This is a genomic window from Nonomuraea sp. NPDC049684 (genome assembly GCF_044465345.1).
GTDB lineage: Bacteria > Actinomycetota > Actinomycetes > Streptosporangiales > Streptosporangiaceae > Nonomuraea.
The window spans coordinates 540,598-562,961 of the sequence record NZ_JBITLO010000001.1 but is presented as its reverse complement, the minus strand read 5'-3'; the positions used below and the strand labels follow the sequence as shown (position 1 = coordinate 562,961).

Genomic DNA, 22,364 nt, shown 5'->3' with positions numbered 1-22,364 from the left:
CTGAGTGGACCGAACGTTGCCCGCCGCCCTCCCGCACCAACAGCATGGACGCGATGTAAGCGATCACTCACGCAGAGCGACGATTGCCCGGGCGATCGGACCGTCCCACGGAAGGACGTGCACGATGAACGACAGAACGGCGAGGACCCTGTCCGGGGCCCTCCTCGCGACGGCCGTGGCAGGGGCGGCGATGACGGCGCCCGGCGCGGCCCAGGCGAGCAGCGTCCGGGCGGCCGACCCGACGTGCGGGAGCTGGGTCTCCAGCGCGGTCTTCCCCGGCCTGTCGGCCCGGGCCTGCATCTGGGGCACCGGAGCCTCCTGGAAGCAGGCCCAGACCGAGGTCTTCAACGGCACGGGTTCCGCGGTGGAGGTCGAGACCCTGACCGCCACGCTCGACCCGCTCCCCGGCAACGCCCGGTGCACCGCCATGCACCTCCAGAACGGGCAGACCGCGTTCTGCGGCACCCGGAGCGTCCCGGACGACAACCCCTTCCGGTTCGACCGCGCCGTGGGCTCCGTCCAGGTCACCGACCTGGTTCACCGGGAGCAGTTCGCCTTCGCGTCCCCCTTCGTCGGCTGAGCGGGAAAGGGTGGTGAAGCCTTGACCGGTCCCGCGGAGGAGCCGGAGCAGGTCCGCCTGGTCCGCACCGCCGACCTGGCGGATCTGCGCTTCGATTTTCCCGGCCTGTCGTTCAGGCGCCCGGCGGCCGGCCGGATCCTGGTCAGGACCACGCCGGAGCGCGAGGGGCTGATCGTCGTCACGTTCGCCGCGCAGCACGTCGTGGAGCAGGCGTTCTTCGAGTCGGCCGGGGCCGGGCCGCCCGATCCCGTCCCGGTACAGCCCCATCCGGCGCCTCCCGTCGTCTCCCGGATCAGCGGGCGGACCGTGCTGGTCTTCGTCGTGGGGCCCGAGGACGAGGTGCCGTACACCGCCGAGGGCCTGCTGGCGGCCATGAGACGGCTGCCGCTGCGCACGGTGGGCGACGAGGGCCCGGCCGGCCCGCTGCGCGACCCGGCGGGGGATCCGCGGACCACGATCGAGCTGCCGTACCGGCTGCTGCTGTCACCGCCCCCCGACCCGCGCTGGACCCACCGCACGGCCCCCGCCGACGACGCGGACCGGGTGGAGCTGTGGCACACGCGGGTGCGCGACACGCGGGCCAGGGCCGTATGGACCAGGGACTTCCCCGGCGACACGCCGGTCGATCCGCCGCCCGACCCGCTCACCACGTCGCTGACGCCCGCCGACCGGGCCGCGCTCGTCCACCTCACCAGCGACCGCGGGCCGTTCACCGAGCCGGGGCACCGGCCGTACGTGCCGCCGCCCGTCGAGGTCGGCCACCTGCGGCAGGCCCTGGCCATCTGGGACGACGCCCCCGCCGGGGTGCTGCCGCTGCGGCAGGCGATCGAGAGCGCCGGGGCCGGCCTGCGGCTGCCGGAGTCCGTCGCCGTCCGGCTGGAGTGGACGCCCGGCATTCAGCCCTGGTCGTTGCGCGAGGGCGAGCAGCCGGTCTTCGTCCCGCACGACGGCTCCGGCGACCCGGCGCGCGAGGGCCGCCTCTCCATGGTCGTCGACCTGCGCGCCGCGCTGCGGCCCGACATCCGCCCGGCCGCCGACGTGACCTGCACGCTGGAGGAGTTCGACCTGGTGCTGCTGCCGGGCGTGCTGGAGGCGATGCGGCTGGACTTCCGGCGGATCAGGTTCACCGCGCGGGCCGGTGAGAAGCCCGAGGTCGAGGTGGCGTTCCGGAACGTCGAATTCGTCGGGGCGCTGTCGTTCGCCGAGACGCTGCGCCGGATCATCCCGCTCGACGGGTTCAGCGACCCGCCGACGCTCGACGTCTCCCCGCGCGGCGTGCTGGCGAGGTACGGGACGCCGCTGCCGAACCTGGCGATCGGCGTCTTCAGCCTGGAGAACATCTCCCTGAACGCCTACCTGGACCTGCCGTTCGCGGGCACCCGGCCGCTGGAGATCGGGTTCGCGTTCTGCCGCAGGGACGCGCCGTTCCGGCTCACCGTCTCGCTGTTCGGCGGCGGCGGCTGGTTCGGGATCGTGCTGCCGCCCGACGGGGTCCGCGCGCTGCGCTACTTCCGCGCCCGCGGCGAGGTGGACGCCCTCGGCCTGGTCTCCGCCTCGATCGAGCTCTACCTGGAGCTGGGGTACGAGGGCGGCGACGCGGTCGGCCGGGCGCGGATCACGATCACCATCGAGATCGGGTTCTTCGAGGAGTCCGTCGAGATCGGCTGCGAGAAGCGGTTCGGCGGCGCTCGCTCGCTGACCGCCGCCGCGGAGCCCGCCGGGGACGCGGTCGCGGACGGCGGCGAGGGGGCCGGTTCCGCCGCGACCTTCGCCCGGATGATGGCGCCGTACCGGGATCCGGTCACCGGCGCGCGACGAGACCCGGTCGCCGAGTAGTGCGCCGCCTTCGCGGAGGTGGTCTGACATGAGCGAACGGACCGGACAGAGTACGGGGGAGCGCATGGGCAGGTTCAAGGTTCTGTGGACGGCGTTGCCGGCCGGGGCGGCCGGGCCGGGCGAGGTGCGGCTGTCGGTCGCCGTCGGGCCCCGGCTGGAGGCGCCGCGCGGCCGGCTCGACGACGTCGCGGAGTTCGCCGACTGGCCGCGGACGCTGCGCGAGACGGTGCTGCCGGCCCTGCGGATCGTGTGGGACGGGCACGCAGCGGTCGTCCCGCGCCCCGACCCGCGCTCCCCGGCCCCCGACTCCGACCTGTGGGGGAGACTCTTCCCGGCCGCCTCGCCGGTCCGGTCGCGCTCCCTGGCCGCCGCCGGCGCCCTCGGCGCGGCGGTCACGGCGGGCTCGCCGGGCGTGCGGGTGCTGCGCTCGTTCCCCGCGGCCCTGGTCCACGAGCGCATCGCCACGCTGTACGACCAGATCGGCCAAGCCGTGATCAGCGACCGCCTCACGCCTCCGGGAAGCGGCGAGGCCGCCCTCGGGGACGGCCGCCCGCGTCGGCCCTGGCGTCAGCCGTACACCGGTCTGGTCCGCGAACTCCCGGGGGTCGGCGAGATGAGCAGGTTCAGCGGCGACCCCCAGGCCGCCTACCGGGCCATCGACGGCATGATCGGCGGTGGCGTCCGCTCCGCCGCCGAGCCGGGCCCGGCCACCCTCGACCGGACGAGCGCGGCCTACCGGGGCGACGAGACGCGGTTCGCGCTGGCCGAGGCCGTCAGGTTCTGCGACCGGCCCAAACCCCCCGGCGACGGCGGCGGCCCGGCGGACGCGGAAGCCGTCCGGCCCCGGCCGGAGCCGCCCGAGGTCGAGTTCCACGGCGTCTGCGGCTTCCTGGCCGACTATCCGGAGCTGTGCCGCCGGCTCGGGCTCGTCCTCGACCTCGTCGTCCCCGTGCCTGCGGGGCTCGCCGCCGCCGGACGGCTCCGGGTGGCGTTCGAGGACGTGCCCCCGCCGTTCGACATCGACCGGCTGCGGCCGTGGACGCTCTACGACTTCGCCCCGGAGCAGCGTTTCACCGCCGCGTCGCCGCCCGGTCACCCCGTCCAGGGCGGCTGGCTCGGCCTCGGCGGCGACGACTGGACGGTCACCGACGCCGACATCGACGGCGCGGCCATCAAGGCCGCCGACTTCACCGCGCTGATCGAGCGCATGCACGGCCTGAGCGGGCCGAGCGGCCGGCCGAGCGCCCAGCCTTCGGGCGCCGGCACGACGGCGCTCCAGGGCGCCGGGCTCACCGTCTTCCACCGCGGACGCGACGCCTGGCTGGCCGCCCAGATCGGCGACGACGCCGCCCACCAGCGGGGATCGGACGACGCGGTGCCCGAGCTGCACGCCGGGCACCTGGTCCGCGGGTTCCGCGTGGACGCCGGGATCGTCGGCCCGGACGGCGCCGTCACCGGCTGGCTCTCCCTGTGCCGCCGCCGCGGCTCCTACCTCATCCGCCGCGGCGGGCAGCCGCCGTACTGGATCGAGGGGATCGCCGACGACGAGGGCGCGGTCCGGGCGAGCGCCGTCACCCGCGACGCCACCAGGGCCGACGAGCTGTACGTGCACCAGGCGCTGTTCGGCTGGGACGGCTGGAGCCTGGCCGCCCCGCTGCCCGGCCGCACGCTGGACAGGTTCGGCCGGCCGGTCGTCGCCGATCCGGAGGTGGACGCGAACTTCCCGCTCGACACCAAGTTCACGCCGGTGCCCGGCTCGCTGCCGGCGCTCCGGTACGGGCGCACCTACCGGCTGCGGGCCCGCGTCGTGGACCTGGCGGGCAACGCCCTCGACCCGGAGGCCGAGGCGCCCGCGTCGGCGGTGTCGCGGGCGATCACGTACTCGCGGTGGGAGCCGGTGCCGCCGCCCGTGATCGTCGAGCGCAAGCCGTTCAACGAGGGCGAGTCCAGCCAGTGCCTGGTCATCCGGAGCACCGTCACGGCCGCCGGACGGGACGTGCCCGCCTGGGAGTGGGCCCTCGACCGGCAGGACGTCCCCGGCCACACCGACCACCCGCCCGCCGCCGACGGCCTGAGCCGCCGGTACGTCTACTACGACGAGCGGTTCGTCGCCCCGCCCAAGACGTCGCTGCAGATGGCCGAGCGGCACGGCCGGTTCGACGACGCCATCGGCGGCGACCGGCCGCAGGAGGTGCGCAGCCGGTTCTTCACGGCCGCCGCCCGCGAGGCCGGCACGTTCCTCGACACCGTGGTCAGCTGCGCCGACGACCCGCGCCGCACCCGCGACCTGCTGTTCTTCGGCGAGATCGCGGTCGCCAAGCACGACGCCGCCGACCCCGAGCCGGTCACCCAGCTCCCCGTGCCGCGCGGCGCCGGGCTGAAGCGGGGCGAGTTCGTCGTGCACACCGCCGCCGAGCTGATCCTGCCGTACCTGCCCGACGTCCTGGCCAGGGGCGTCACGCTGTACGGCCTGCCGGGCGCGCCGCCCATCCACCCCGTCTCCTTCTACGACGGCTTCCACGACGTCTGGCCGGACGCCGCGCCGTTCACGCTGCGGATCGAGGAGGGGGACGGGCCGCCACGCTGGCAGGACGTCCCGCGCCGGCTCACCGTCCACCTGCCCAAGGCCGAGATGGCGACCGTACGGCTCAGCTGCCGGCTCACCGCGGCCGACCTCGCCCTGCTGCCCGTCTGGCAGCGCCTGCTCGTCTCGGACTTCTGGCGCGACCTGACCGACGCCGAGCGCGAGCTGATCGCCGAGGAGACCGTCGCCGGGCTGAACTGGCTGCTCACCCCGTACACGGAGCTGCGTCTCGTGCACGCCGTGGAACGCCCGCTGTCGCCGCCCGCGCTCGCCGGGCTGGACTTCGCCCGCGACCCCGAGCAGACCTTCGCCGACCTGCACGGCACCCTGCGCGCGCACCCCCGCAGCACCGGGCACGTCGACATCGACGCCACCTGGACGCGCTGGATCGACGACCTCGCCGAACCGGCCCCGCGCCGGATCAGGGAGCACGCCCACGTCGGCCGGGTGGAGCTGGACCACTCCGACCGCGAGGAGGTGCGCCTGCCGCACTCGGCCACCCCGGTCCGCCACGACTTCGGCGACACGCTGCACCGCAACGTCGCCTACCGGCCGACCGCCACCACCCGGTTCCGCGAGTACTTCCACCCGTCGATCACCGCCGATCCCGGCCTGGTCACCAGCGCCGGCGAGCCGAGCGCCGGGCCGTCCGGGCGGGGCTGGCCGGTGCCCGCGAGCAGGCGGCCGGAGCCGCCGAAGCCGTCGTACCTGCTGCCCACCTTCCGGTGGAGCAGGCAGGAGGACCGCCGCGAGCGGCGCTTCGTGTCGGTACGCGACGGGGCCGGCGTCCGGGTCCACCTGGAGCGGCCGTGGTTCTCCTCCGGCGACGACGAGTTGCTGGGGGTCGTCCTCGACCCGCCCGGGGGCGACGCGCTGCCCGGCCGGCTGGCGACCCGGTGGGGCAGCGATCCCGTCCGGTCGGACGCGACCGTGCTGCCCCCGCCCGCTCCCGGCAACTTCCCCGGCCCGGTCACCGCCGTCGGGCTGCGGCTGGCCGAGTCCGGGGAGGGGCGCGAGCTGACCGGGGCCGTCGTGGCGTACGAGCCGTCCTACGACCCGGCCAAGCGCCTGTGGTCCGCCGACGTGGACGTGGACCTGGGCGCCGCCGGGCAGGCGTCGGCCTGCTTCCCGTACCTGCGCCTGGCCCTGGCCCGCTACCAGCCGCACGCGCTGACCGGGCTGGAGCTGTCGCCGGTGGTGCAGGCCGAGTTCGCGCAGCTCGTGCCGCGCCGGACGCTGACGGTCGAGGAGGTGTCCGGCGGGGGGCTGCGCGTCGTCCTGGCCGGGCCCGCCGCCGCCACCGAGCTCGGCGCGCGGGCCGGTGCCGGGCTGCCCCGGGTCGCGGCGAGCCACCGTGTGACCGCGACCGTCCAGCGGCGGCCCTTCACCAGCGCCGAAGAGCTCGACTGGACGGACACGCCGATCACCGCCGAGCTGACCTGCGGCACGGCCCAGACGGGCTACCAGTGGTCGGCGGTGATCCCCCCGGCGGTGCTGGACATCGTCTGGCAGTACCGCCTCCTGGTGGAGGAGCGCGAACGCTACCGCATCGCCCCCGGCACGGCCGACGAGACGGTCGTCCTCGACGCGGCCGGGGACGGCGCGCCGGAGCGGATCCCGGTGGGCGAGCGGCTCGCGCACGCGGACAGCGTCCCGCTGCGCGCCCGGCTGGGGCGGCTGGTGATCGACTTCGACGCCTAGCCACCCGCCGGCCGCGTACCCGACCCCACCTCACAGGACGGAACACCTGGCCGTCGCCGCCCGGGGGGGGGGGGGGGGGGGGGGGGGGCGGGGCGGGGCGGGGGGGGGGGGGGGGGCGGGGGGGGGGCGCGCGCGCACACCCCCCCCCCCCCCCCCCCCCCCCCCCGCGCCCCGCCCCCCCCCCCCCCCCCCCCCCCCCCCCCCCCCGCCGGTCACGGCTTCCTCGGGTACGCGGCTCATGGCCTCGGGACGGTGCGCGGCTCACGGCCTCGGGACGGTGGACGGCCGGGGCTCACCGGCCGGGTGGCGGGCCTACCGGCCGGGTGGCGGGCCTACCGGCCGGGTGGCGGGCCTTCCGGGGCGGCCAGCAGGCTCAGGGCGCGGCCCGCTCCCGGCACCCGGGCCAGATTGGCGCTGATGCACGCCGCGGTCTCGCGTACGGCGTCGGCCAGCAAGGGCAGCCGGCTCGTGCCGACCACCACGACGGCCGCCGCGGCCACCACGGCCCCCGTCGGCGCCCGCACGGGGGCGGCCACGCATCCCAGGGGCGGCAGGGCCGCCTCGAAGTCGAACGCCACCCGCCGCTCGCGGGCGTCGCCGACCCGCCGTGCCCACTCGGCGGGGGAGTGCCCCTCCGGCAGGCTCCACCCGGGATCGGGACGGCGGCCCGACGCCGGGTTGCCCACCGCCAGCACGACCTCGGCGGCGCTGGCCACCGGCAGCACCAGGCCGGGACGCATGCGGAAGACCTCGTCCACGGCCGGGTCGCCGATCCCCGAGACGACGATGACGTCGTCGCCGTCCCTGACCGCGATGGTCACCGCGCATCCGGCGGCGGCCAGCCGGCGCAGCGGTCGCACGGCGGCCGTGCTCAGCACCTGGGCCGGTGACCAGCGCTGACCCCAGCGGAACATCCGCGTGCCGATGCGGTAGCGGCCGCCGTCCTCGCGGTGGACCAGGCCGAGGTCGGTGAGCCGGCACAGCAGCCGGTGGGCGGTCGCCTTGGGCAGGCCGGTGGCCACGGCGAGCTGCGTCAGCCCCGCCTCCTCCACCCGCGCGAGCTCCTCCAGCACCGCGAACGCGCCGTGCAGCACCCCGCGCCCGGCGGCGGGCCCGGCGCGTACGTCGTCACCGTGGCCGCCGCCGAGCTCTTCCGGGCAGATCTCCATCGCGCACCCCCCGGGTCGCACTGACCCACCCGTTCGTATCACCACGACGGACGCGCTCCCCAGAATCCCGACCGCCATAAGTGACTAACCCATCACTCCACGTGGTGAGGCGAGGCGGGTGCACACTTCGGGGCCCGGGTCGCAAGACGTGCGGACGGCTATAGGCGAGTTTCTCCGTCGATAGGGTGACGTGTCGCGATGACACGACTACTTATCGTGTGCGAGCGGTATCAGTCGTTCGGCCGGACGGACGCCGGCGACGGGCGCGAGCAGTTCGCCGAGACGCGCCCTTCGCCGGTCCTTTCCCGTGTGCCGCAAAGCCCCGCCTCCAGGAAGGGACTACATGCGCAGCAAAGTCGTCGCGGTCTTCCCGGGCAGCGTAGCCATGCCCGCCGCCGGGGTGCTGGCGCCCCTGGCCGCCCGTACGCCGGCCGTCCCGGAGCTCCTGCGGGAGATCGACGCCGTCGCCGCCGAGTACGGCTCGCCACCGCTCGGCGCCTACCTCCTCACCCCGGACGTCCCCCGCCCGCCCGGCCCCGAGAGCCACTACCTGGCCCTGATGGCGGTGTCGTTAGCCACCTTCGACACCCTCGTACGGGAAGGGCTCCAGCCGTACGCGCTGGTGGGCCACGGCCTCGGGGAGCTGTGGGCCCTGGTCGCCGCCGGGGTGCTGAGCGCGGGCGACGGCGCGCGCCTGGCCTGCGCGCGCAGCCGCGCACTGACCGGCCTGGACTGGCCGGGCACGATGCTGTCCCTCGACGTCTCGGCCGTGCAGGCCCGGCGGCTGGTCGCGCTGCTCGACCATCCCCATCTCGTGGTCGGCTGCGACGACGCGCCGCGGCGGTGCGTACTGGCGGGGCCGCGCGAGCTGATGCCGCAGGCGGCCCGCATCGCCGGACACCTGGGCTGGACGAGCGCCGCACTCCAGGTCCCGCACCCCGCCCACACGCCCGCCGTCGCCGCCGCGGCCGCCGACCTGAGGGGCCGCCTGTCCGGCGTCAGGACGGCTCCGGCGCGCTGGCCGGTGTTCTCGCCGGCGCTGGGACGCCTGCTCACCCCCGACGACGACCCCGTCGCCGTCACCGCCGACGCCATGGTCGTCACCGTGCACTTCCAGCAGGCCGTCCGGGGGCTGGCCGCCCGCGGCGCGGAGGTCTTCCTGGAGTGCGGGGCGGGCGAGGACGCGGTCGCGCTGGTCCGCGCCATCGTCCCCGCCGCCACCGCCGCATCCCCGCTCGCCGCCGGCGGGCCCTGGCGGCCAGGCGAGCCCCTCCGCGCCGCCGCCGCCCCGAACGCCCCCGTACCGGCCCCGAACGGCTCCACCCCCACACCGGACCGCGCCACGCACATCGGCCCAGCCCTGCCCGCCAACCAGGCCGGACCGCCGTGGCGCGACGGGCCCGCAGGGTTCGGCGAGCTTGGGGCGGCGGCGGACCGGGTCGCGTTGCCGCAGGCCGGTGCCGGCCTCGTGCCAGCCCCGGCCCGTCCGGGCGACGCCGACCAGGAGACGGGCCGGTCAGGGACGTCCGGTGGCGCGGCTCTCGGGCAGGTGGCGGGCCGGTCGGTGGGGGGTGGTGCGCCTCTCGGGCAGGAGGCAGATCGGTCGGTGGGGGGTGGCGCGCCTCTTGGGCAGGTGGCGGGCTGGTTCGGTATGGGCGGGGGTGCGGTTGTCGGGGAGGGGGTGCGGCCGCGGCTTGCGCCTGCGCCGCCGGTCTTTCCGCTCGTCGACCGGATGTTGCCTCCGGCGACGCTGCTGCTGTGCGGCGGGGCCGACGTCCTGGCGTTGCGGGCGTTGACCGACGACCGGGACGACGTGGTGGTGGCCGACGCCGACACCATCGACTGGACCTGGCTCCCCCTGACGCCCCGGCACCTGCGGGTGGTGGCCCGTCCCGGCCCCGACGCCGGACCGGTGCACGAGGCGATGATCGCCACCGCGGCACGCTTCCCGCACCTCCGCAGCATCGCCGCCCTCGTCCTGGACGCGCTGCGCCAGGAAGTGGTGCCGCACCCGATCGCCGGCCTGTTCACGGAGACGATCCAGCCGCTGGCCGCCGAGCTGGCCGGTTGTGCCTGCGTCGCGGTGGCGACCGCGGACGTCGACCTGCCCGCCGCGCTCGACGTCCTGGCCGCCGAGCTGGAGGCGGCGCCCCCGCTGCTCGCTGCCTTCTACCAGGGCCCGCAACGGCTCCTGTACGAGCTCACCCCGCCCTTCGGCGACCAGCCGTGGCAGGGGAACGGGCGCTCGCGGCCCTCGCCGACCAACACGGCCTGAACCCCCGTCTCCCCGCCGCCGACGCTCCGGGGGAAGCGACTCCTGACGAGACCGCGCCTTCCGCCTCCGCCACTCTTTGCGTACGCTGCATGACGGTAAGTGACAGGCAAACATCCGTTCAGGAGGGGCATTGCGCAAGACAAGGCATGTCGCGGCGGTCGTCGCCGGGTCCGTCGCCCTGCTGTCGCTGGGCTTCACCACGCCGGCGTCGGCCGCCACGGTGCTCGACTGCGACACCTTCGTCCACAACAACGACAACTACCTCGGCATCGCGATGTGCAGCAACCCGACGGGCCAGACCTGGCGGTTCCGGGCCGTGGTCACCTGCGGCTGGGCGCCCGACGTCGTCGGCGACTGGGTCGACCTGCCGCCGGGTCGTTCGGGGCAGTCCCAGGGCGTCTGCGGCCGGCTCGGCACGGGCGTCGGCGCGGTGGGCGTCGACGAGCGCCGCGTCTGAACCGGAAGACGGCAGGACGCCGGTGAAGGCCCTCGGCCGTGGTCAGGAGCCCTTCATCGGTGAAGCCGGCCGTCCCCGGCGCTAGTCAGGATCGGCCGATGCCCTCTCCGTGCGGCGTGCGGGCATCGGTCCGTTCCTCCAGGGGGCCGTCGAACGCGGTCGTGAACGTTGACGTTCCTGGACGCCTGGCGATTACGGGCGAAGATCGACCCCGACGGCTACCTGCTGCGGCCGTGGCTGCTCGGCGTCGCGACCATTCGCCGAGGAACTGGTCGGGCGCATCGACGACGCCGAACGGCTGGGCGAGGTCCGGCGGGCGCTCGGCAGGCTCCGCAAGCAGGAGCAGGACGTGTTCGCGCTGTGCGTCCGGGCCATGGCCGACTGCGAGCAGGTCGACACCACGGACGCGTCGTTGTCCCACTGACGCCATGCCCCGCGCGAACGCCCACCGCGCTGTTCGGCGCGGCGGGCGTACGGCGTAGGGCCTGGTCAGTGGGCCAGGCTGATGGAGGTGGGGATGCTCCAGGGGCCGCAGTCGGAGCCGAAGGTCGCCCTGTCGCAGCCCTGGACGACGAAGGCGAACGTGTTGACCTCGTGGCCGTTGGTCGTGGTGCCGACGCCGTCCCGCACGTAGGGGGCCATCACGTACTGGCCGCTCCAGGCGGTCAGGCGGCCCGTCCGGACCTGGGTGGCCCGGCCGCCGTCCTTGCTCCAGCGGACGTTGAAGAAGTCCCAGTCACGGCCGAGGCCGCTCCACTTGAAGACGAGGTTCTGGCCCTTCTGGTAGACGCGGACCAGCGTGCCGTCGCCCAGGTTCGGCGACCAGACGATCTTGCCGTTGGTGAAGCGTTGCCAGGAGCCCTTCTTGTCCGGGTATCCGTACTCCTTGGTGGTGGGGCAGCCGTACACGCTGCGCTCGCCGCCGTTGGAGCGCCACAGGCCGCCGATGAGACTGCCGGACGGCGCCACCAGCGACGGGTCGCACGCGCTGCCGGCCGCCGCCGCCGGCGCCGGTGTGGTGAGGCAGAAGGCCGCCGCGAGCAGGGCGGCGGCGGCCGGGCCGGTTCGGGATGGTGGGGCTGCGCGGCTCATGGGCGTCCTCTCGTCGAAGGGGGGCGGGCGTGCGCGGGCTCAGCAGTGCTTGCTCAGCGACATGCGCTTGACCAGGTCGAACAGGTCGGGGTCGAACTGTCCCCTGGCGATCCAGCGATAGGTCCTGCGGTCGTGCAGGTTCTTGACGAACTTGGTGCTGGTGCTGCCGTACACCCGGATGTCGCCGAGCAGGGCGCCGGCGCCGTCCTTCAGGTGCGCCCACATCAGCCAGGCGTCCTCGTCGCCGAGGCTGGAGACGGTGGCGTCCAGGCGCGCCGTGCCGTTCGAGTACAGGGTCCAGGTCGCGCCGGGCTCGATCGTGCAGCGGCCCGCCGAGAGGTAGCCGCGCCAGACGTACGTCTTCTGCTCCAGGGCGGACGCGCCGGCCGTCGCGGTGACGGACAGCGTCAGGACGACGGCGGACACGAGCACGCCGGCGGTCTTGCGGACGCCTTTCATGAGGACTCCTCGGGGCATTGGGGGGAAGAGGTGTGCAGGAGGTCAGCCGGCGTCGTCCGGGGGCGGCCCGATGACCTGGTAGCCGTGGCGGGCGGCGATCTCGGCGAGGCGGCCGGGATCGACGTCCCCGGCCGCGACCTCGGCGGCGAAGTGCTCGAAGCCGGCGGGCCAGGTGAGCTGGAGCAGGCGCAGGGGAGCGTCCCGGCCGTTGGCGAAGGCGTGCGGCACCCGCCGGGGGAGCAGGACGAACGCCCCGGCGGTGACCTGCCACGACCGCTCGCCGCAGTGCATCCGGGCCGTCCCCGACAGCACGTAGAACGCCTCGTCGTCGTCCCGGTGCACGTGCAGCGGCGTGGCGAAGCCCGGCGGGCATTCCTGCTCGATGACGGTGAGCCGGTCGCCGGTCTCCGCCCCGCCCGCCTTCACGGTCATGGCGGTGCCGAGGAACGGATGGACGGCGCCGCCGCCGGCGGGCAGATGGAGCGCGCTCATGGTCGTCTGCGCAGCGTGTGGAGCCGGATCGCGATGGACGTCATGCCTCACCACCCTTTGTAGCATCACTCTAAAGTGCTACTCTAAAGTGGTACTCTAAATCGATGGATGACGTCAAGAGCCCCAAGCGGCGCTCGGCCCAGACCAGAAGCCGGATCGTGCGGGCCGCCCAGGGGCTGTTCGTCGTGCGGGGCTACGCCGGCACGACCTTCCAGCAGGTCGCCGACGCGGCCGAGGTCTCGGTGCAGACGGTGTACTTCCACTACGGCACCAAGAGCGGGCTGCTCAAGCACGTGGTCGACGTCGCCTCGGCCGGGGACGACGAGCCCGTGCCGCTGCTGGAGCGTCCCTGGTTCGCGGCCTTGCAGGCGTCGCGGGACCCGAGGGAGGTCGTGACGGGGTGGGTGCACCAGAGCGGCGTCATCCTCGGCCGGGTCGCTCCCGTCCTGGCCGTGGTCCGCGACGCGGCGGCCACGGACGCCGACATGGCCGCCCAGTGGGCCGTCAACAGCGAGCAGCGGCACACCGCCCACGGGCAGGTCGTCGCCATCCTCGACCGCCTGCGCGCCCTACGGCCCGGCCTGACCGCCGGCCGGGCCACCGACATCACCGTCGGGCTGCTGTCACCGGACCTGTTCCTGGTGATGACCCGCGAGTGCGGCTGGACGCCGGCGCAATGGGAGAGCTGGAGCGCCGACCAGCTCTCCCACGCCCTCCTGCCCTCCTGACGACCCGGCGGATCGTCCCGGCAGGCGGGTGGTGGAGGGGGATCAGTCGGTCGGCTCCGCGTCCGGTTCGACGTCCGGTTCCTCGTCCTCGCCGGACTGCTCGGCCACCTCGCGCCGCTCCTGCGCGACCTTCTCCTCCGGATCCGGCGGTGGCTCGACCGGCTCGGCGGGGATCGGCCGGGGAGTGTCCCTGACTTCGACCGCCGCCCGCGCGGCGGTGGTGTCGCTCTCCCCGTTGACCCGTCCGACCGCGGGCGGCATGTCCTCGGGCAGCTTGTCCTGTTCGTCCATGACCCGCAACTGCCCTGACCTTGACCTCCTGAACGAAAACCGACACGGGACCCTTCCCGGGCACACTCCGCACCATCGACTCATGACGCCTGCTCTCGCAATACCGCCTATCGATGACTGAACCGGTTGTTCGGACTGAGAGCAAACAAAAGCGAGACCACCCTCATTCATGGATAAAACTGGTGCGAGTCGGACATAAAGGTGCTGTAGTTACTTCTGGGTTCTGCTGCGAGGGACTCTGTCCGCCAAAGTGCGCAAATCAGTAGTTCCCGCCATTTCCCTCCTTACGGACACGCCTGAGGCAGGAGTATCTTTGACATCCTTGGTGGCGGGCGGCAGCAGAGGATGGCATTGATGCAGTTAATCCGCTTCGAGTCCGAGGATGGCGCGGATATTTACGTCGAGATCGACGACAACGAACCGGGAGTCGTCGCCGCGTCCCGGTTGGGCGAGTCCATCGCCGCCGCCGCCGGATCCCTGGAAGCCGGTCTCGACCAGATTCGCGGACTGGCCCGCACCACCTTCGATCGGCTTGTAGCTTTGCCTCACCCTCCTGACGAAGTCAACGTCGAATTCGGCGTCCGGCTCAACGCGAAGGTGGGCGCCGTCATCGCGCACAGTGAGGGCGAAGGCCATCTCAAGGTGTCCATGACCTGGCGCCGCCTGCCGGACGATCCCGGCTGACGCGGATCATCCGGCAGGCGGGATCGCCGCGCGGACCGGCGGTGCGAGGGGCGGCGTCGCCGTGCGGCCCCCGACGGTGTTGACGAGGGGCAGGGAGGCGGGTCGTGGGGCCGGAACGGGGACAGGTGCGCGTGCTGTCGCCCGACGGCGCGCTCTGGGGCGCGGGCGTCCTCGCCATGGTCGGTGCGGCCGGTCTGCACGTCGTGACCTGCGCCCACGTGGTCGCCGCCGCGGGCGGCGAACCGCCCGGCGAGGTGACGGTCGATCTGTACGGCCGGGGCTGGACCACCGTCGCCCGGTCGTCGCCGGAGGCATGGTCGCCCCCGCCCCCGCTCCAGGAGTCCCCGCCCGGCCTCTCCTTAGGCGGCGACGGCGACTTCGCCGCGCTCACCCTGCGCGCCGGGCACCCGCCGCTTCCGCCCGGGTGCGGCCCCCTGCCGCTGCTGCCCTGCGGCCCTCCCGACGGACGCAGGGTGGCGATCATCGGCTATCCCCGCGGCACGATGTCGGGGCTGATCGCCACCGCCGTCCTGGCCGGCGTCGGCGGCCCCTGCCCCGACTGGGTGCAGCTCGACGGGCTGCGGCCCACCGGCCCAGCCGTCGAGCGCGGCTTCAGCGGTGCCGCGGTGTGGGATCCCGCTGCTCGAAGGGTGATCGGGCTGGTCACCGCCGCGCACACCGACCGGGCCGCCAAGGTCGCGTGGATGCTGCCCGTGGAGGCCGCCGTGCGGCTCTGGCCGCCCCTGGCCGCCGCCGTCCGGAGCGCCGCCCCCGCCGCGTGCCGCCCGCCGTCCGTGCAGGACCGCTACCGCCTCGCCGACGCGCTGCTTGAGGTGCCGCAGATCGATCACGACGCGGGCGACATGCTCAGGGAGGCGCTGCCCGCGGCCATCCGCCGCGACATCCGCAGGCACCCGTGGCCGCGTCAGCAACTTCAGGCCATCGTGCAGGCGTGCGTCGACCATCAGGACGGCTGCGCGGCGCTGCGCGCGGCGGTGCTGCACGTGGGCGGCGAGTCGGACTCGGCGCTGAAGTCCCTGGGCGTGCTCGACGAGGTGTGCTGTTCCGGCGGCCCCCGACCGGAGGAGGACGCATGAGGGTGGCCACGCGAGTCCTCCCGCGATACCTGGTCGACGCGGTGGCCGACGTGAGCTGTCTACGGGATGCGGAGACCCTGCGGGCCATCGCCGAGAGCCTCGGCGCCGACCGCACCCGCGCGAGCTTCGACGTCGCGGGCGGCGTCCCCCTGCGCGGCGCGATCATCAAGCTGATGAACGAGCTGTCCGAGCAGCCGACCGGCCTGGCCATGCTGGTGGAGGCGCTGGAGCGGTGGGAGGGCAGTTCCGTGGCCATCCGGCGGCTCAGGGTGGCCACCGCCGCCTGGGAGGTCGAGCTGCTGGAGAACGAGGAGTGGGACCAGCTCTTCGCGCTGCTCGACCGGGTGCGGATCCCCGATCTCCATCGCCACTACTGCCTGTTCCTCCAGCGGTGCGGGCTGCCCCTGCCGCCCGTGCGGTGCACCGAGCCCTGGACCGTGTTCCTGCACGCGGCCACGTTGAACGCCCGCCCCGGTTCGCCCCTGCCCTGCTTCGACGTGCTGCGCGACCTGCTGGCGATGAGAGCCGAGGCCGACTGCCAGCTCGAGATCCTCGACTGGGCCGCCGAGCACGACCCCCATGTGCATCTCGGTGACGAGCCGGTCGCCGGTGACGAACCGGTCGTCAAGGGAAGCGTCTGGAGCCCATCGGACTACCTCATCATCAGGGTCCGTCCACTGCTGGAGCGAGGTGACGGCAGCGACGCGATCCTGTCCCACTGGCAGCGCACCCATCCGGGCGGGCAGATCCGCGGCGCGGACCGCCGCGTCGCGCTGAGACACGCCGAGAAGGAGGTGCGGACACTGATCAAGCAGATCGAGTCCGACCTGGCCTACCGTTCCACGTCCGACCTGGCCCTGGAGTTCGTGTTGCCGCGCGACCTGCTGCATCTGCAGGTGGAGCAGTGGAGGAAGGAGTCCTTCCAGGGGGCCGTCGGCGTCCTGGGGGAGGATCACGAGGTCGTCGTGCGCAGCATGGAGCGGCTGGAGCGGCTCGACCTGCACGGCCGGTGGATGAGGCGATGGAAGGCGTTCTCGGAGGAGCGGGCCGGGCGCGTCCACTGGTTTCCCGAGGACGGCCGCCCCCACCTGCTCTCCGACCCGCCGCCCGCCGTCGTCGTGCTCAGCGTCCCGCCCGGCGAGGCCACCGGGAGACCGGCGGCGGAGGGACCGGCGCTGGACGAACTGGGCGAGGCCCTGCGCGTGGGCGTCCCCGTGATCGTCTGGGCGCGGACCGGGGCAGACAGCGCGACGTTCCGGGCCGCCCTGAGATCGCTGCTGGAGCACCGTGAGGGTACTCGCGACCTGCCGAGTCTTGTCAAGGCGCTACGGATAGCGTCCAATGGGCCGCAAACGCATGATGACGCGCTGATCGGCCGGCACGTCGCTCTGCTGTGGGACGACCCGACCCGGATGCCGGTCGCCTCCGCAGCGGGCGGTCCGTCCGACTCTTCAGAGGTGGAGGGCGCATGATCCACCCCGACACCCCTTCCGGAGCCGCCGACGCCCTCGGCGTACGGCCCCGCTGGTGGATCTACCGCGGCACGGGCGAGCCGCTGCGCGACACCCGGCTGGGCGACCTGCTGCCGCCGCCGCCACCCTGGCGCACCTTCGCCGGCGGCGACGTGCTGCAGCCGCCTCCGGAGGACGACGCGGAGATCGTGCGCCGGCTGGGTACCCGATGGCCCGAACGCATCCTGTCCGACGCGGTCCGGCACGAGGCCGAGATGGTCAACGCCGCGCTGCTGCTGCGCCGGCCGCTGCTCGTCAGCGGGCGGCCCGGCACCGGGAAGTCCAGCCTCGCCTACCGCATCAGCCGCGAGTTGCGCCTCGGCCGGGTGCTGCGCTGGCACATCACCAGCCGCTCGACCCTGCAGGGCGGGCTCTACGCCTACGACGCGATCGGCCGCGTCCAGGACACCGCCGCCTGGCGGGCCGGGACGGCCGACGACCGCGACGGGAACGGCCAGGCGCTGCTGCCGCCACCGGAGATCGGCGAGTACATCCAGCTCGGCCCCCTGGGGACCGCTCTGCTGCCCTACGCCGAGCCGCGCGTGCTGCTGATCGACGAGCTGGACAAGAGCGACCTCGATCTCGCCAACGACCTGCTCAGCGTCTTCGAGGAGGGGTCGTACGCGATCCCCGAGCTGCTGCGCGCGCGGCGCAGGCAGCCCACGGTGCGCGTCCGCACCGACGACCCGGACGGCGAGGCCGACATCTCCGGAGGGCGCATCACCTGCAAGGCGTTCCCCATCGTCATCATGACGTCCAACAGCGAACGCGAGTTCCCGCCCGCGTTCCTGCGCCGATGCCTGCTGCTCGATCTGCACGAGCCCACCCGCGACGATCTCGCCGGCATGCTCGCGGCGCACTTCGGGCCGGAGACGGCCGACGAGCTGGGCGGCATGCTGATCTCCCGCTTCCTGGAGCGCAGCAGGGAGCGCGGGGGCCTGTCCATCGACCAGCTGCTGAACGCCCTCTTCCTGGCGACCTCGCGGCGCGACGGCAATCAGGACGACATCGTCCACATGGCGGACTCGTTATGGCACCGATTGGACGGGCGGGCCTGGGAATGAGGTCACGATGACCCCGTCAGCCGATCAGCCACCCGAACCGTCGTGGTTGGAGCTTCGGGACGCGCTGTATCTGGCCGCCTACCAGGACGCCGCCGCGCCCAACCGCCGCCGGGACGTCCCGGCGCCCCGCCGTCCGGACCCGGTGGCCGGCGGCGGCGCGGGCACCCCGCAGGCCGCGGAGCCCCGGGACGAGGCCGCGGGGGAGGACCCGGCCCGCGTCCCTTCCCCCGCGGCGCCCGGCGACGAGGCCGCGGCGGAGACCCGGGAGCCCGGCCAGGACGACCCGTCGTACGAAACCCCGCTCGGACAGGGCGCCGGACCCGACCGGGTGCCGCCCGCGCCGCAGCCGCGCCCGGCGGGCGGCCGGACCGCGCTGCCGGGAGGCCACGCGCTGGGGATGGCCTTCAAGCCGTTGAGGCTGTCGCGCCCCTCTCCCCACGACTGGGAACTCGACGAGGAGGCGACGGCGGAACGCATCGCCGCCGACCGGTTGTGGCTGCCGGCGTGCCGTCCCGCCGCCGAACGGCTCCTGTCCCTCGTGCTCGTCGTGGACGCCCACCCCTCGATGGTGCTCTGGGAGGACCTGGTCCGCCAGTTCCGCGGGCTGATGGAGCAGACGGCGGCCTTCCGCCACATCACCGCGATCTCTCTCGACATCGCCGAGGCTGGCGCCTGGGCGCGCCGGCGCGGCGGCCCGCCGCGCGGCGTCGGCGAGCTGGGGCCGAACCAGCTCGTGCTGGTGCTCACCGACGGCCTGTCCAGAGGCTGGCGCACCGGAGACGCCGCGGCCTTCCTCCACTCCGTCGCGGTGACCTCGCCGGCGGCCGCACTCAGCCTGATGCCGCAGGAGGTGTGGGAGTTCACCTTCCCCACCGCCGTGGGGGCCGGGCTGGACGCCCACGGCCCGGCACTGCCCAACCGGCTGCTCAAGATCCGCGAGATCAGGGCCTTCTCCTCGTGGTTGAGCGAGCCGTCCAGGGTGCCGCCGCACGCCCCCGTGCCCGTGCCGCTGATGGAGCTGACACCCGGCTCGCTCGGCCGCTGGTCGAAGCTGGTGGGCAAGGGCGGCCGCCACGACATGGCCGTGCTGCTCACCTCCCCCCAGGGCGACCTGAACGGACGCGCCGGCCCGCACGATCCCGTCGCCGCGCCTGCGCACGGCGACGCCCGCCAGGTGGTCGAACGGTTCATGTCGCGGGCCACCCCCGCGGCGGCCAGACTGGCCAAGAGGCTGGCGGCGGCCCCGCTCAACCTGTTCGTCCTCCGTGTGATCCAGGCCATGAGCCCTCATGCCCAGCTCTGGAACCTCGCGGAGATCATGCTGTTCGGCCTGCTCCGCCGTTCCGGCCGGGACGCGGACATGGAGGACGCCGGACAGGTGACCTTCGACTTTCCCGAGGGGGTCCGCGAGGAACTGCTCGGGAAGAGCACGCGGGCGGAGACGCTCAGCGTGCTCAAGGAGGTGTCGCGATGCCTGGGGCCACGCCTGGAGGCGCTGATCGCCAACGGGGCGGCCCTGGTCGCCTGGCAGACCGACGCCCCCGACCCGCCCGTCACCGGCGAGACCCAGCCCTTCATCCGGACGCTCTGGACCGCTCTGTCGGCGCTGTCCGGACCCTACCTGGCCCGAGCCAACCGCCTGCGCGGTCTGCTGACCGAGGAGCGAGGGCGGCCGGAACCGGTACCGGATGCAGATGGGCTGCCCGCCGTGGCTACGGTAGGTAATAGTTCAGATACTCTTAGTCCTAGCTCTTCTCGGTCTGATCAAGGAGAGCTATCTCCGGCTTCCCTGGGAGGTCTTGTGTCTGGTTCATCCAAGATTGCGTCGCCGGTTCATCACGAAGAATCCCAACAAGGGCCGCGGCGGATCGGTTCGAATCTGCCCTTGCGTAATCGCAACTTCACCGGCCGGGAAGAGTTGCTCACCGAACTGGGGCGGCGGCTCGCGAGTGAGTCGACCACGGCGGTCCTGCCCGAGGCGCTGCACGGTATGGGCGGTGTGGGGAAGTCTCAGATCGCCATCGAATACGTATACAGAAACAGCAAAGATTATCAGCTCATCTGGTGGATTCCCGCGGAACAGACAAACTCGATAGTACAGTCCCTAATCGAGCTCGGTGAGCAAATGGGACTGCAGGCGGGAGCCGACCGCAGTGCCGTTCCGGCGGTGCTGGAAGCCTTGCGGGTGGGGCGGCCCTACTCCAACTGGCTTCTGGTCTTTGACAACGCCGAGAATCCGGGCGAGGTCAGGAAATTCTTTCCCAACGACGGACCCGGGCGTGTGATGGTAACCTCTCGTAACTCTCAATGGTCTACTATGGCCAGCTCTCTTGAGGTTGATGTTTTCTCCCGGTCGGAGAGCATCTCGCTTATCAAGCGGCGCAGCCCGCAGATTCCGCACGAGGCGGCCGACAGTTTGGCAGAGGCCCTGGGAGACCTTCCGCTGGCCGTCGAACAGGCCGCGGTGTGGCTGGCCGAGACGGGAATGCCCGCGCACCAATATCTCGAACTCTTCGAGACCAAATGCGCCGAGCTGCTGGAGGTGGCCCCGCCGGCCGACTACGACCTGCCGGTGGCGGCGGCGTGGAACGTCTCACTCGACCGGCTGCGGGAGGACTATCCGGCGGCGCTGCAACTGCTGCAGTGCTGCGCGTTCTTCGCGCCCGAGCCGATCGACCGCGACTTCTTCTCGGCGGTCCGCGGGATCAGCGCCCCGCCGGCGCTGCGGGCCGCGCTCGACGACCCGATCAAGCTCTCCCAGGCCGTTCGCGAGATCGGCCGCTACGCCCTGGCCCGCATCGACCATCGCAATTCCACCATCCAGGTGCACCGTCTGGTGCAGCGCGTCCTCATCGAGCAGATGAACCCGCAGGAACGCGCGGAGATGCGTCACTGCGCCCACGAGATCCTGGCCAACGCCGACCCCAGGAACCCGCAGCGGCCGAGCGAATGGGCCCGCTACTCCGCGTTGCTGCCGCACGTGCGGGCCACCACCATGGTGGAGTGCGAGGACCCCTGGACCCGCCAGCTCGTCCTCAACGAGGCCCGCTTCCTGCTGGCCCGCAGCGACTACGCCGAGGCGCTGGAACTCGCCGAGGAGGCCGCCCGGATCTGGCGGCGGGTGCTCGGCGACGACCACGAGCACGTGATCCAGGTCGACCAGGTGCGCGCCGAGGCGCTGCGCTGGCAGGGCCGCCACAGCGACGCCTACAAGCTCCAGTCGGAACTGGTCGAGCGCTGCCGCCGGGTGCTGGGCGAGCGCAACGAGAACACCCAGCGCGCGCTGAGCGTCCTGGCGATCCTCCTGCGCCTGCGCGGTGACTTCTACCGGGCCCGCGAGCTCGACCAGGCCGCCTACGAGACCACGCTGCGCGAGTTCGACGCCGACGACCCCGGCACCCTGCAGGCGGCCCACAACTACGCCGTCAGCCTGCGCCTGGCCGGTGACTTCGAGGAGGCCTACCGGCTGGACGAGGACACCCACCAGCGGCTGGTCGAGGTGCTCGGCGACGACCACCGGCAGACGCTCAACAGCCTGCACTCGCTCCACATCGACCAGCAGGAGCTCGGCCGCTTCCAGGCGGCGCTGGAAGGGCAGGAGAAGCTGCGTGACCGGGCGGTGCGGCTGCTGGGCGAAGACCACTCGCTGACCATCTGGGTCGCCCGCGAGCTGTCGGTGACACGACGCAAGACGGGCGACCACCAGGGCGCGTTCGAGCTCTCGCTCCAGGTGCTCGAACTCCTGCAGCAGGTGCAGGGAGGCAGGTCGCTCGACACGGTCCGGGCAGCCCTCAACCATGCCACCGACCTGCGCCAGACCGGCGACCTCCCGGGAGCGGCTGAGCTCGGCCGGGAGACGATGGAGCAGTGCGGCGTGCTCCTCGGCCCCCGTCACCCCCACACGTTCGCCACCCAGACGAACCTCGCCGTGACGCTGCGGCTGCTCGGCCGGCTCGACGAGGCGTTCGAACTGGACAGCACGGCCGTCGAGGGGCTCAGCGACGTCCTGAAGCCCGACCATCCGCGCACGTTGCTGGCCAGGACCAACCTGGCCAGCGACCATTTCGCGATGGGCCGCTTCCAGGAGGCCTACGACATCGACACCGAGGTCCTGGAACTCAGCACCCGCGCGCGGGGTGAGCGGCACTCCGCGACCCTGGCCGTCATGGCCAACCTGGGCCTGGACATGCAGAGCCTCGGCCTGACCAACGAGGCCAAGGAACTGCAGAGCAAGACGCTGAGGTTGTTCCACAAGGTCCACGGCGCGGAACACCCGGCCACGGCCGACATGGAGAACGGCGTCCGGGCCAACTGCGACATCGACCTGCTCAGCATCTGACGCGG

General features: G+C 73.4%; 16 protein-coding genes. 11 read left to right on the top strand and 5 right to left on the bottom strand.

Translation table 11 applies throughout. From position 1 onward, the window contains the following. The first annotated feature begins 124 nt into the window (after nucleotides 1-124). From ACIBST_RS02620 to ACIBST_RS02610, 3 genes are read left to right on the top strand one after another with little or no spacing between them, the layout of a single operon-like run. Nucleotides 125-580 (top strand): hypothetical protein, encoded by a 456-nt coding sequence (locus ACIBST_RS02620; RefSeq protein ID WP_397168456.1) that lies wholly within the window; start codon nucleotides 125-127, stop codon nucleotides 578-580. A gap of 21 nt (nucleotides 581-601) precedes the next feature. Then, on the top strand, nucleotides 602-2,416 hold the full coding sequence (locus ACIBST_RS02615) for a hypothetical protein (RefSeq protein ID WP_397168454.1): 1,815 nt from the start codon (nucleotides 602-604) through the stop codon (nucleotides 2,414-2,416). Between the two features lie 28 nt (nucleotides 2,417-2,444). Then, nucleotides 2,445-6,701 carry a hypothetical protein gene (locus tag ACIBST_RS02610; protein WP_397168453.1) on the top strand — a complete coding sequence of 1,419 codons (4,257 nt, stop codon included), beginning with the start codon at nucleotides 2,445-2,447 and terminating at the stop codon, nucleotides 6,699-6,701. Between the two features lie 332 nt (nucleotides 6,702-7,033). Here the strand turns inward: ACIBST_RS02610 and ACIBST_RS02605 are convergent, their stop codons facing one another. Next, on the bottom strand, nucleotides 7,034-7,870 hold the full coding sequence (locus ACIBST_RS02605; protein WP_397168451.1) for an IclR family transcriptional regulator: 837 nt from the start codon (nucleotides 7,868-7,870) through the stop codon (nucleotides 7,034-7,036). 343 nt (nucleotides 7,871-8,213) lie between these two features. Between ACIBST_RS02605 and ACIBST_RS02600 the strand changes: the two genes are divergently transcribed. Both ACIBST_RS02600 and ACIBST_RS02595 read left to right on the top strand, forming a co-directional pair. Continuing rightward, nucleotides 8,214-10,145, top strand: coding sequence for an acyltransferase domain-containing protein (locus ACIBST_RS02600; protein ID WP_397168449.1), 1,932 nt, complete (start codon nucleotides 8,214-8,216; stop codon nucleotides 10,143-10,145). 130 nt (nucleotides 10,146-10,275) lie between these two features. Continuing rightward, nucleotides 10,276-10,602 (top strand): hypothetical protein, encoded by a 327-nt coding sequence (locus tag ACIBST_RS02595; protein WP_364334628.1) that lies wholly within the window; start codon nucleotides 10,276-10,278, stop codon nucleotides 10,600-10,602. A 489-nt stretch (nucleotides 10,603-11,091) separates the two neighbouring features. On the opposite strand, the gene ACIBST_RS02590 is transcribed toward ACIBST_RS02595, so the two are convergent. Genes ACIBST_RS02590 through ACIBST_RS02580 form a run of 3 tightly spaced genes read right to left on the bottom strand, consistent with a single transcriptional unit; the run spans nucleotide 11,092 to nucleotide 12,645 of the window. Next, nucleotides 11,092-11,694, bottom strand: a complete 603-nt coding sequence (locus tag ACIBST_RS02590) for an LGFP repeat-containing protein (protein WP_397168447.1) — start codon at nucleotides 11,692-11,694, stop codon at nucleotides 11,092-11,094. Between the two features lie 39 nt (nucleotides 11,695-11,733). Next, complete coding sequence (locus ACIBST_RS02585; RefSeq protein WP_397168445.1) at nucleotides 11,734-12,153, bottom strand: DUF6294 family protein; 420 nt, start codon at nucleotides 12,151-12,153, stop codon at nucleotides 11,734-11,736. Nucleotides 12,154-12,195: 42 nt separating this feature from the next. Then, entirely contained in the window at nucleotides 12,196-12,645 is a 450-nt protein-coding gene (locus ACIBST_RS02580) for a cupin domain-containing protein (RefSeq protein WP_397168443.1), read from the bottom strand. 104 nt (nucleotides 12,646-12,749) lie between these two features. Here ACIBST_RS02580 and ACIBST_RS02575 point away from each other — a divergent pair, with 104 nt between their 5' ends. Further along, nucleotides 12,750-13,373, top strand: a complete 624-nt coding sequence (locus tag ACIBST_RS02575) for a TetR/AcrR family transcriptional regulator (protein ID WP_397168441.1) — start codon at nucleotides 12,750-12,752, stop codon at nucleotides 13,371-13,373. Nucleotides 13,374-13,415: 42 nt separating this feature from the next. Here the strand turns inward: ACIBST_RS02575 and ACIBST_RS02570 are convergent, their stop codons facing one another. Beyond that, the gene (locus ACIBST_RS02570) at nucleotides 13,416-13,664 is read right to left on the bottom strand and encodes a hypothetical protein (protein WP_397168440.1); all 249 of its coding nucleotides are present in this window, start codon (nucleotides 13,662-13,664) and stop codon (nucleotides 13,416-13,418) included. Nucleotides 13,665-14,018: 354 nt separating this feature from the next. Here ACIBST_RS02570 and ACIBST_RS02565 point away from each other — a divergent pair, with 354 nt between their 5' ends. The 5 genes from ACIBST_RS02565 (at nucleotide 14,019) to fxsT (ending at nucleotide 22,359) form a co-directional block, all read left to right on the top strand. Next, complete coding sequence (locus ACIBST_RS02565) at nucleotides 14,019-14,348, top strand: CU044_2847 family protein (RefSeq protein ID WP_397168439.1); 330 nt, start codon at nucleotides 14,019-14,021, stop codon at nucleotides 14,346-14,348. Nucleotides 14,349-14,452: 104 nt separating this feature from the next. After that, nucleotides 14,453-15,445: a trypsin-like peptidase domain-containing protein gene (locus ACIBST_RS02560; RefSeq protein ID WP_397168437.1), complete on the top strand. Its 993-nt coding sequence runs from the start codon at nucleotides 14,453-14,455 to the stop codon at nucleotides 15,443-15,445. Then, the gene (locus ACIBST_RS02555; RefSeq protein ID WP_397168436.1) at nucleotides 15,442-16,917 is read left to right on the top strand and encodes a hypothetical protein; all 1,476 of its coding nucleotides are present in this window, start codon (nucleotides 15,442-15,444) and stop codon (nucleotides 16,915-16,917) included. The genes ACIBST_RS02560 and ACIBST_RS02555 overlap by 4 nt, the downstream gene beginning before the upstream one ends. Then, on the top strand, nucleotides 16,914-18,020 hold the full coding sequence (locus ACIBST_RS02550) for an AAA family ATPase (RefSeq protein ID WP_397168434.1): 1,107 nt from the start codon (nucleotides 16,914-16,916) through the stop codon (nucleotides 18,018-18,020). The genes ACIBST_RS02555 and ACIBST_RS02550 overlap by 4 nt, the downstream gene beginning before the upstream one ends. Nucleotides 18,021-18,027: 7 nt before the next feature. After that, on the top strand, nucleotides 18,028-22,359 hold the full coding sequence (gene fxsT / locus ACIBST_RS02545; RefSeq protein WP_397168432.1) for an FxSxx-COOH system tetratricopeptide repeat protein: 4,332 nt from the start codon (nucleotides 18,028-18,030) through the stop codon (nucleotides 22,357-22,359). The last annotated feature ends 5 nt before the right edge of the window (nucleotides 22,360-22,364 follow it).

Bases quoted from the DNA above. Each gene is read 5' to 3' on its own strand.
- ACIBST_RS02605 (WP_397168451.1), bottom strand. From the start codon at position 7,870: ATGGAGATCTGCCCGGAAGAGCTCGGCGGCGGCCACGGTGACGACGTA.
- ACIBST_RS02550 (WP_397168434.1), top strand. From the start codon at position 16,914: ATGATCCACCCCGACACCCCTTCCGGAGCCGCCGACGCCCTCGGCGTA.
- ACIBST_RS02610 (WP_397168453.1), top strand. From the start codon at position 2,445: ATGAGCGAACGGACCGGACAGAGTACGGGGGAGCGCATGGGCAGGTTC.
- ACIBST_RS02565 (WP_397168439.1), top strand. From the start codon at position 14,019: ATGCAGTTAATCCGCTTCGAGTCCGAGGATGGCGCGGATATTTACGTC.
- ACIBST_RS02580 (WP_397168443.1), bottom strand. From the start codon at position 12,645: ATGAGCGCGCTCCATCTGCCCGCCGGCGGCGGCGCCGTCCATCCGTTC.
- fxsT (WP_397168432.1), top strand. From the start codon at position 18,028: ATGACCCCGTCAGCCGATCAGCCACCCGAACCGTCGTGGTTGGAGCTT.
- ACIBST_RS02555 (WP_397168436.1), top strand. From the start codon at position 15,442: ATGAGGGTGGCCACGCGAGTCCTCCCGCGATACCTGGTCGACGCGGTG.
- ACIBST_RS02585 (WP_397168445.1), bottom strand. From the start codon at position 12,153: ATGAAAGGCGTCCGCAAGACCGCCGGCGTGCTCGTGTCCGCCGTCGTC.
- ACIBST_RS02620 (WP_397168456.1), top strand. From the start codon at position 125: ATGAACGACAGAACGGCGAGGACCCTGTCCGGGGCCCTCCTCGCGACG.
- ACIBST_RS02575 (WP_397168441.1), top strand. From the start codon at position 12,750: ATGGATGACGTCAAGAGCCCCAAGCGGCGCTCGGCCCAGACCAGAAGC.
- ACIBST_RS02600 (WP_397168449.1), top strand. From the start codon at position 8,214: ATGCGCAGCAAAGTCGTCGCGGTCTTCCCGGGCAGCGTAGCCATGCCC.
- ACIBST_RS02570 (WP_397168440.1), bottom strand. From the start codon at position 13,664: ATGGACGAACAGGACAAGCTGCCCGAGGACATGCCGCCCGCGGTCGGA.
- ACIBST_RS02590 (WP_397168447.1), bottom strand. From the start codon at position 11,694: ATGAGCCGCGCAGCCCCACCATCCCGAACCGGCCCGGCCGCCGCCGCC.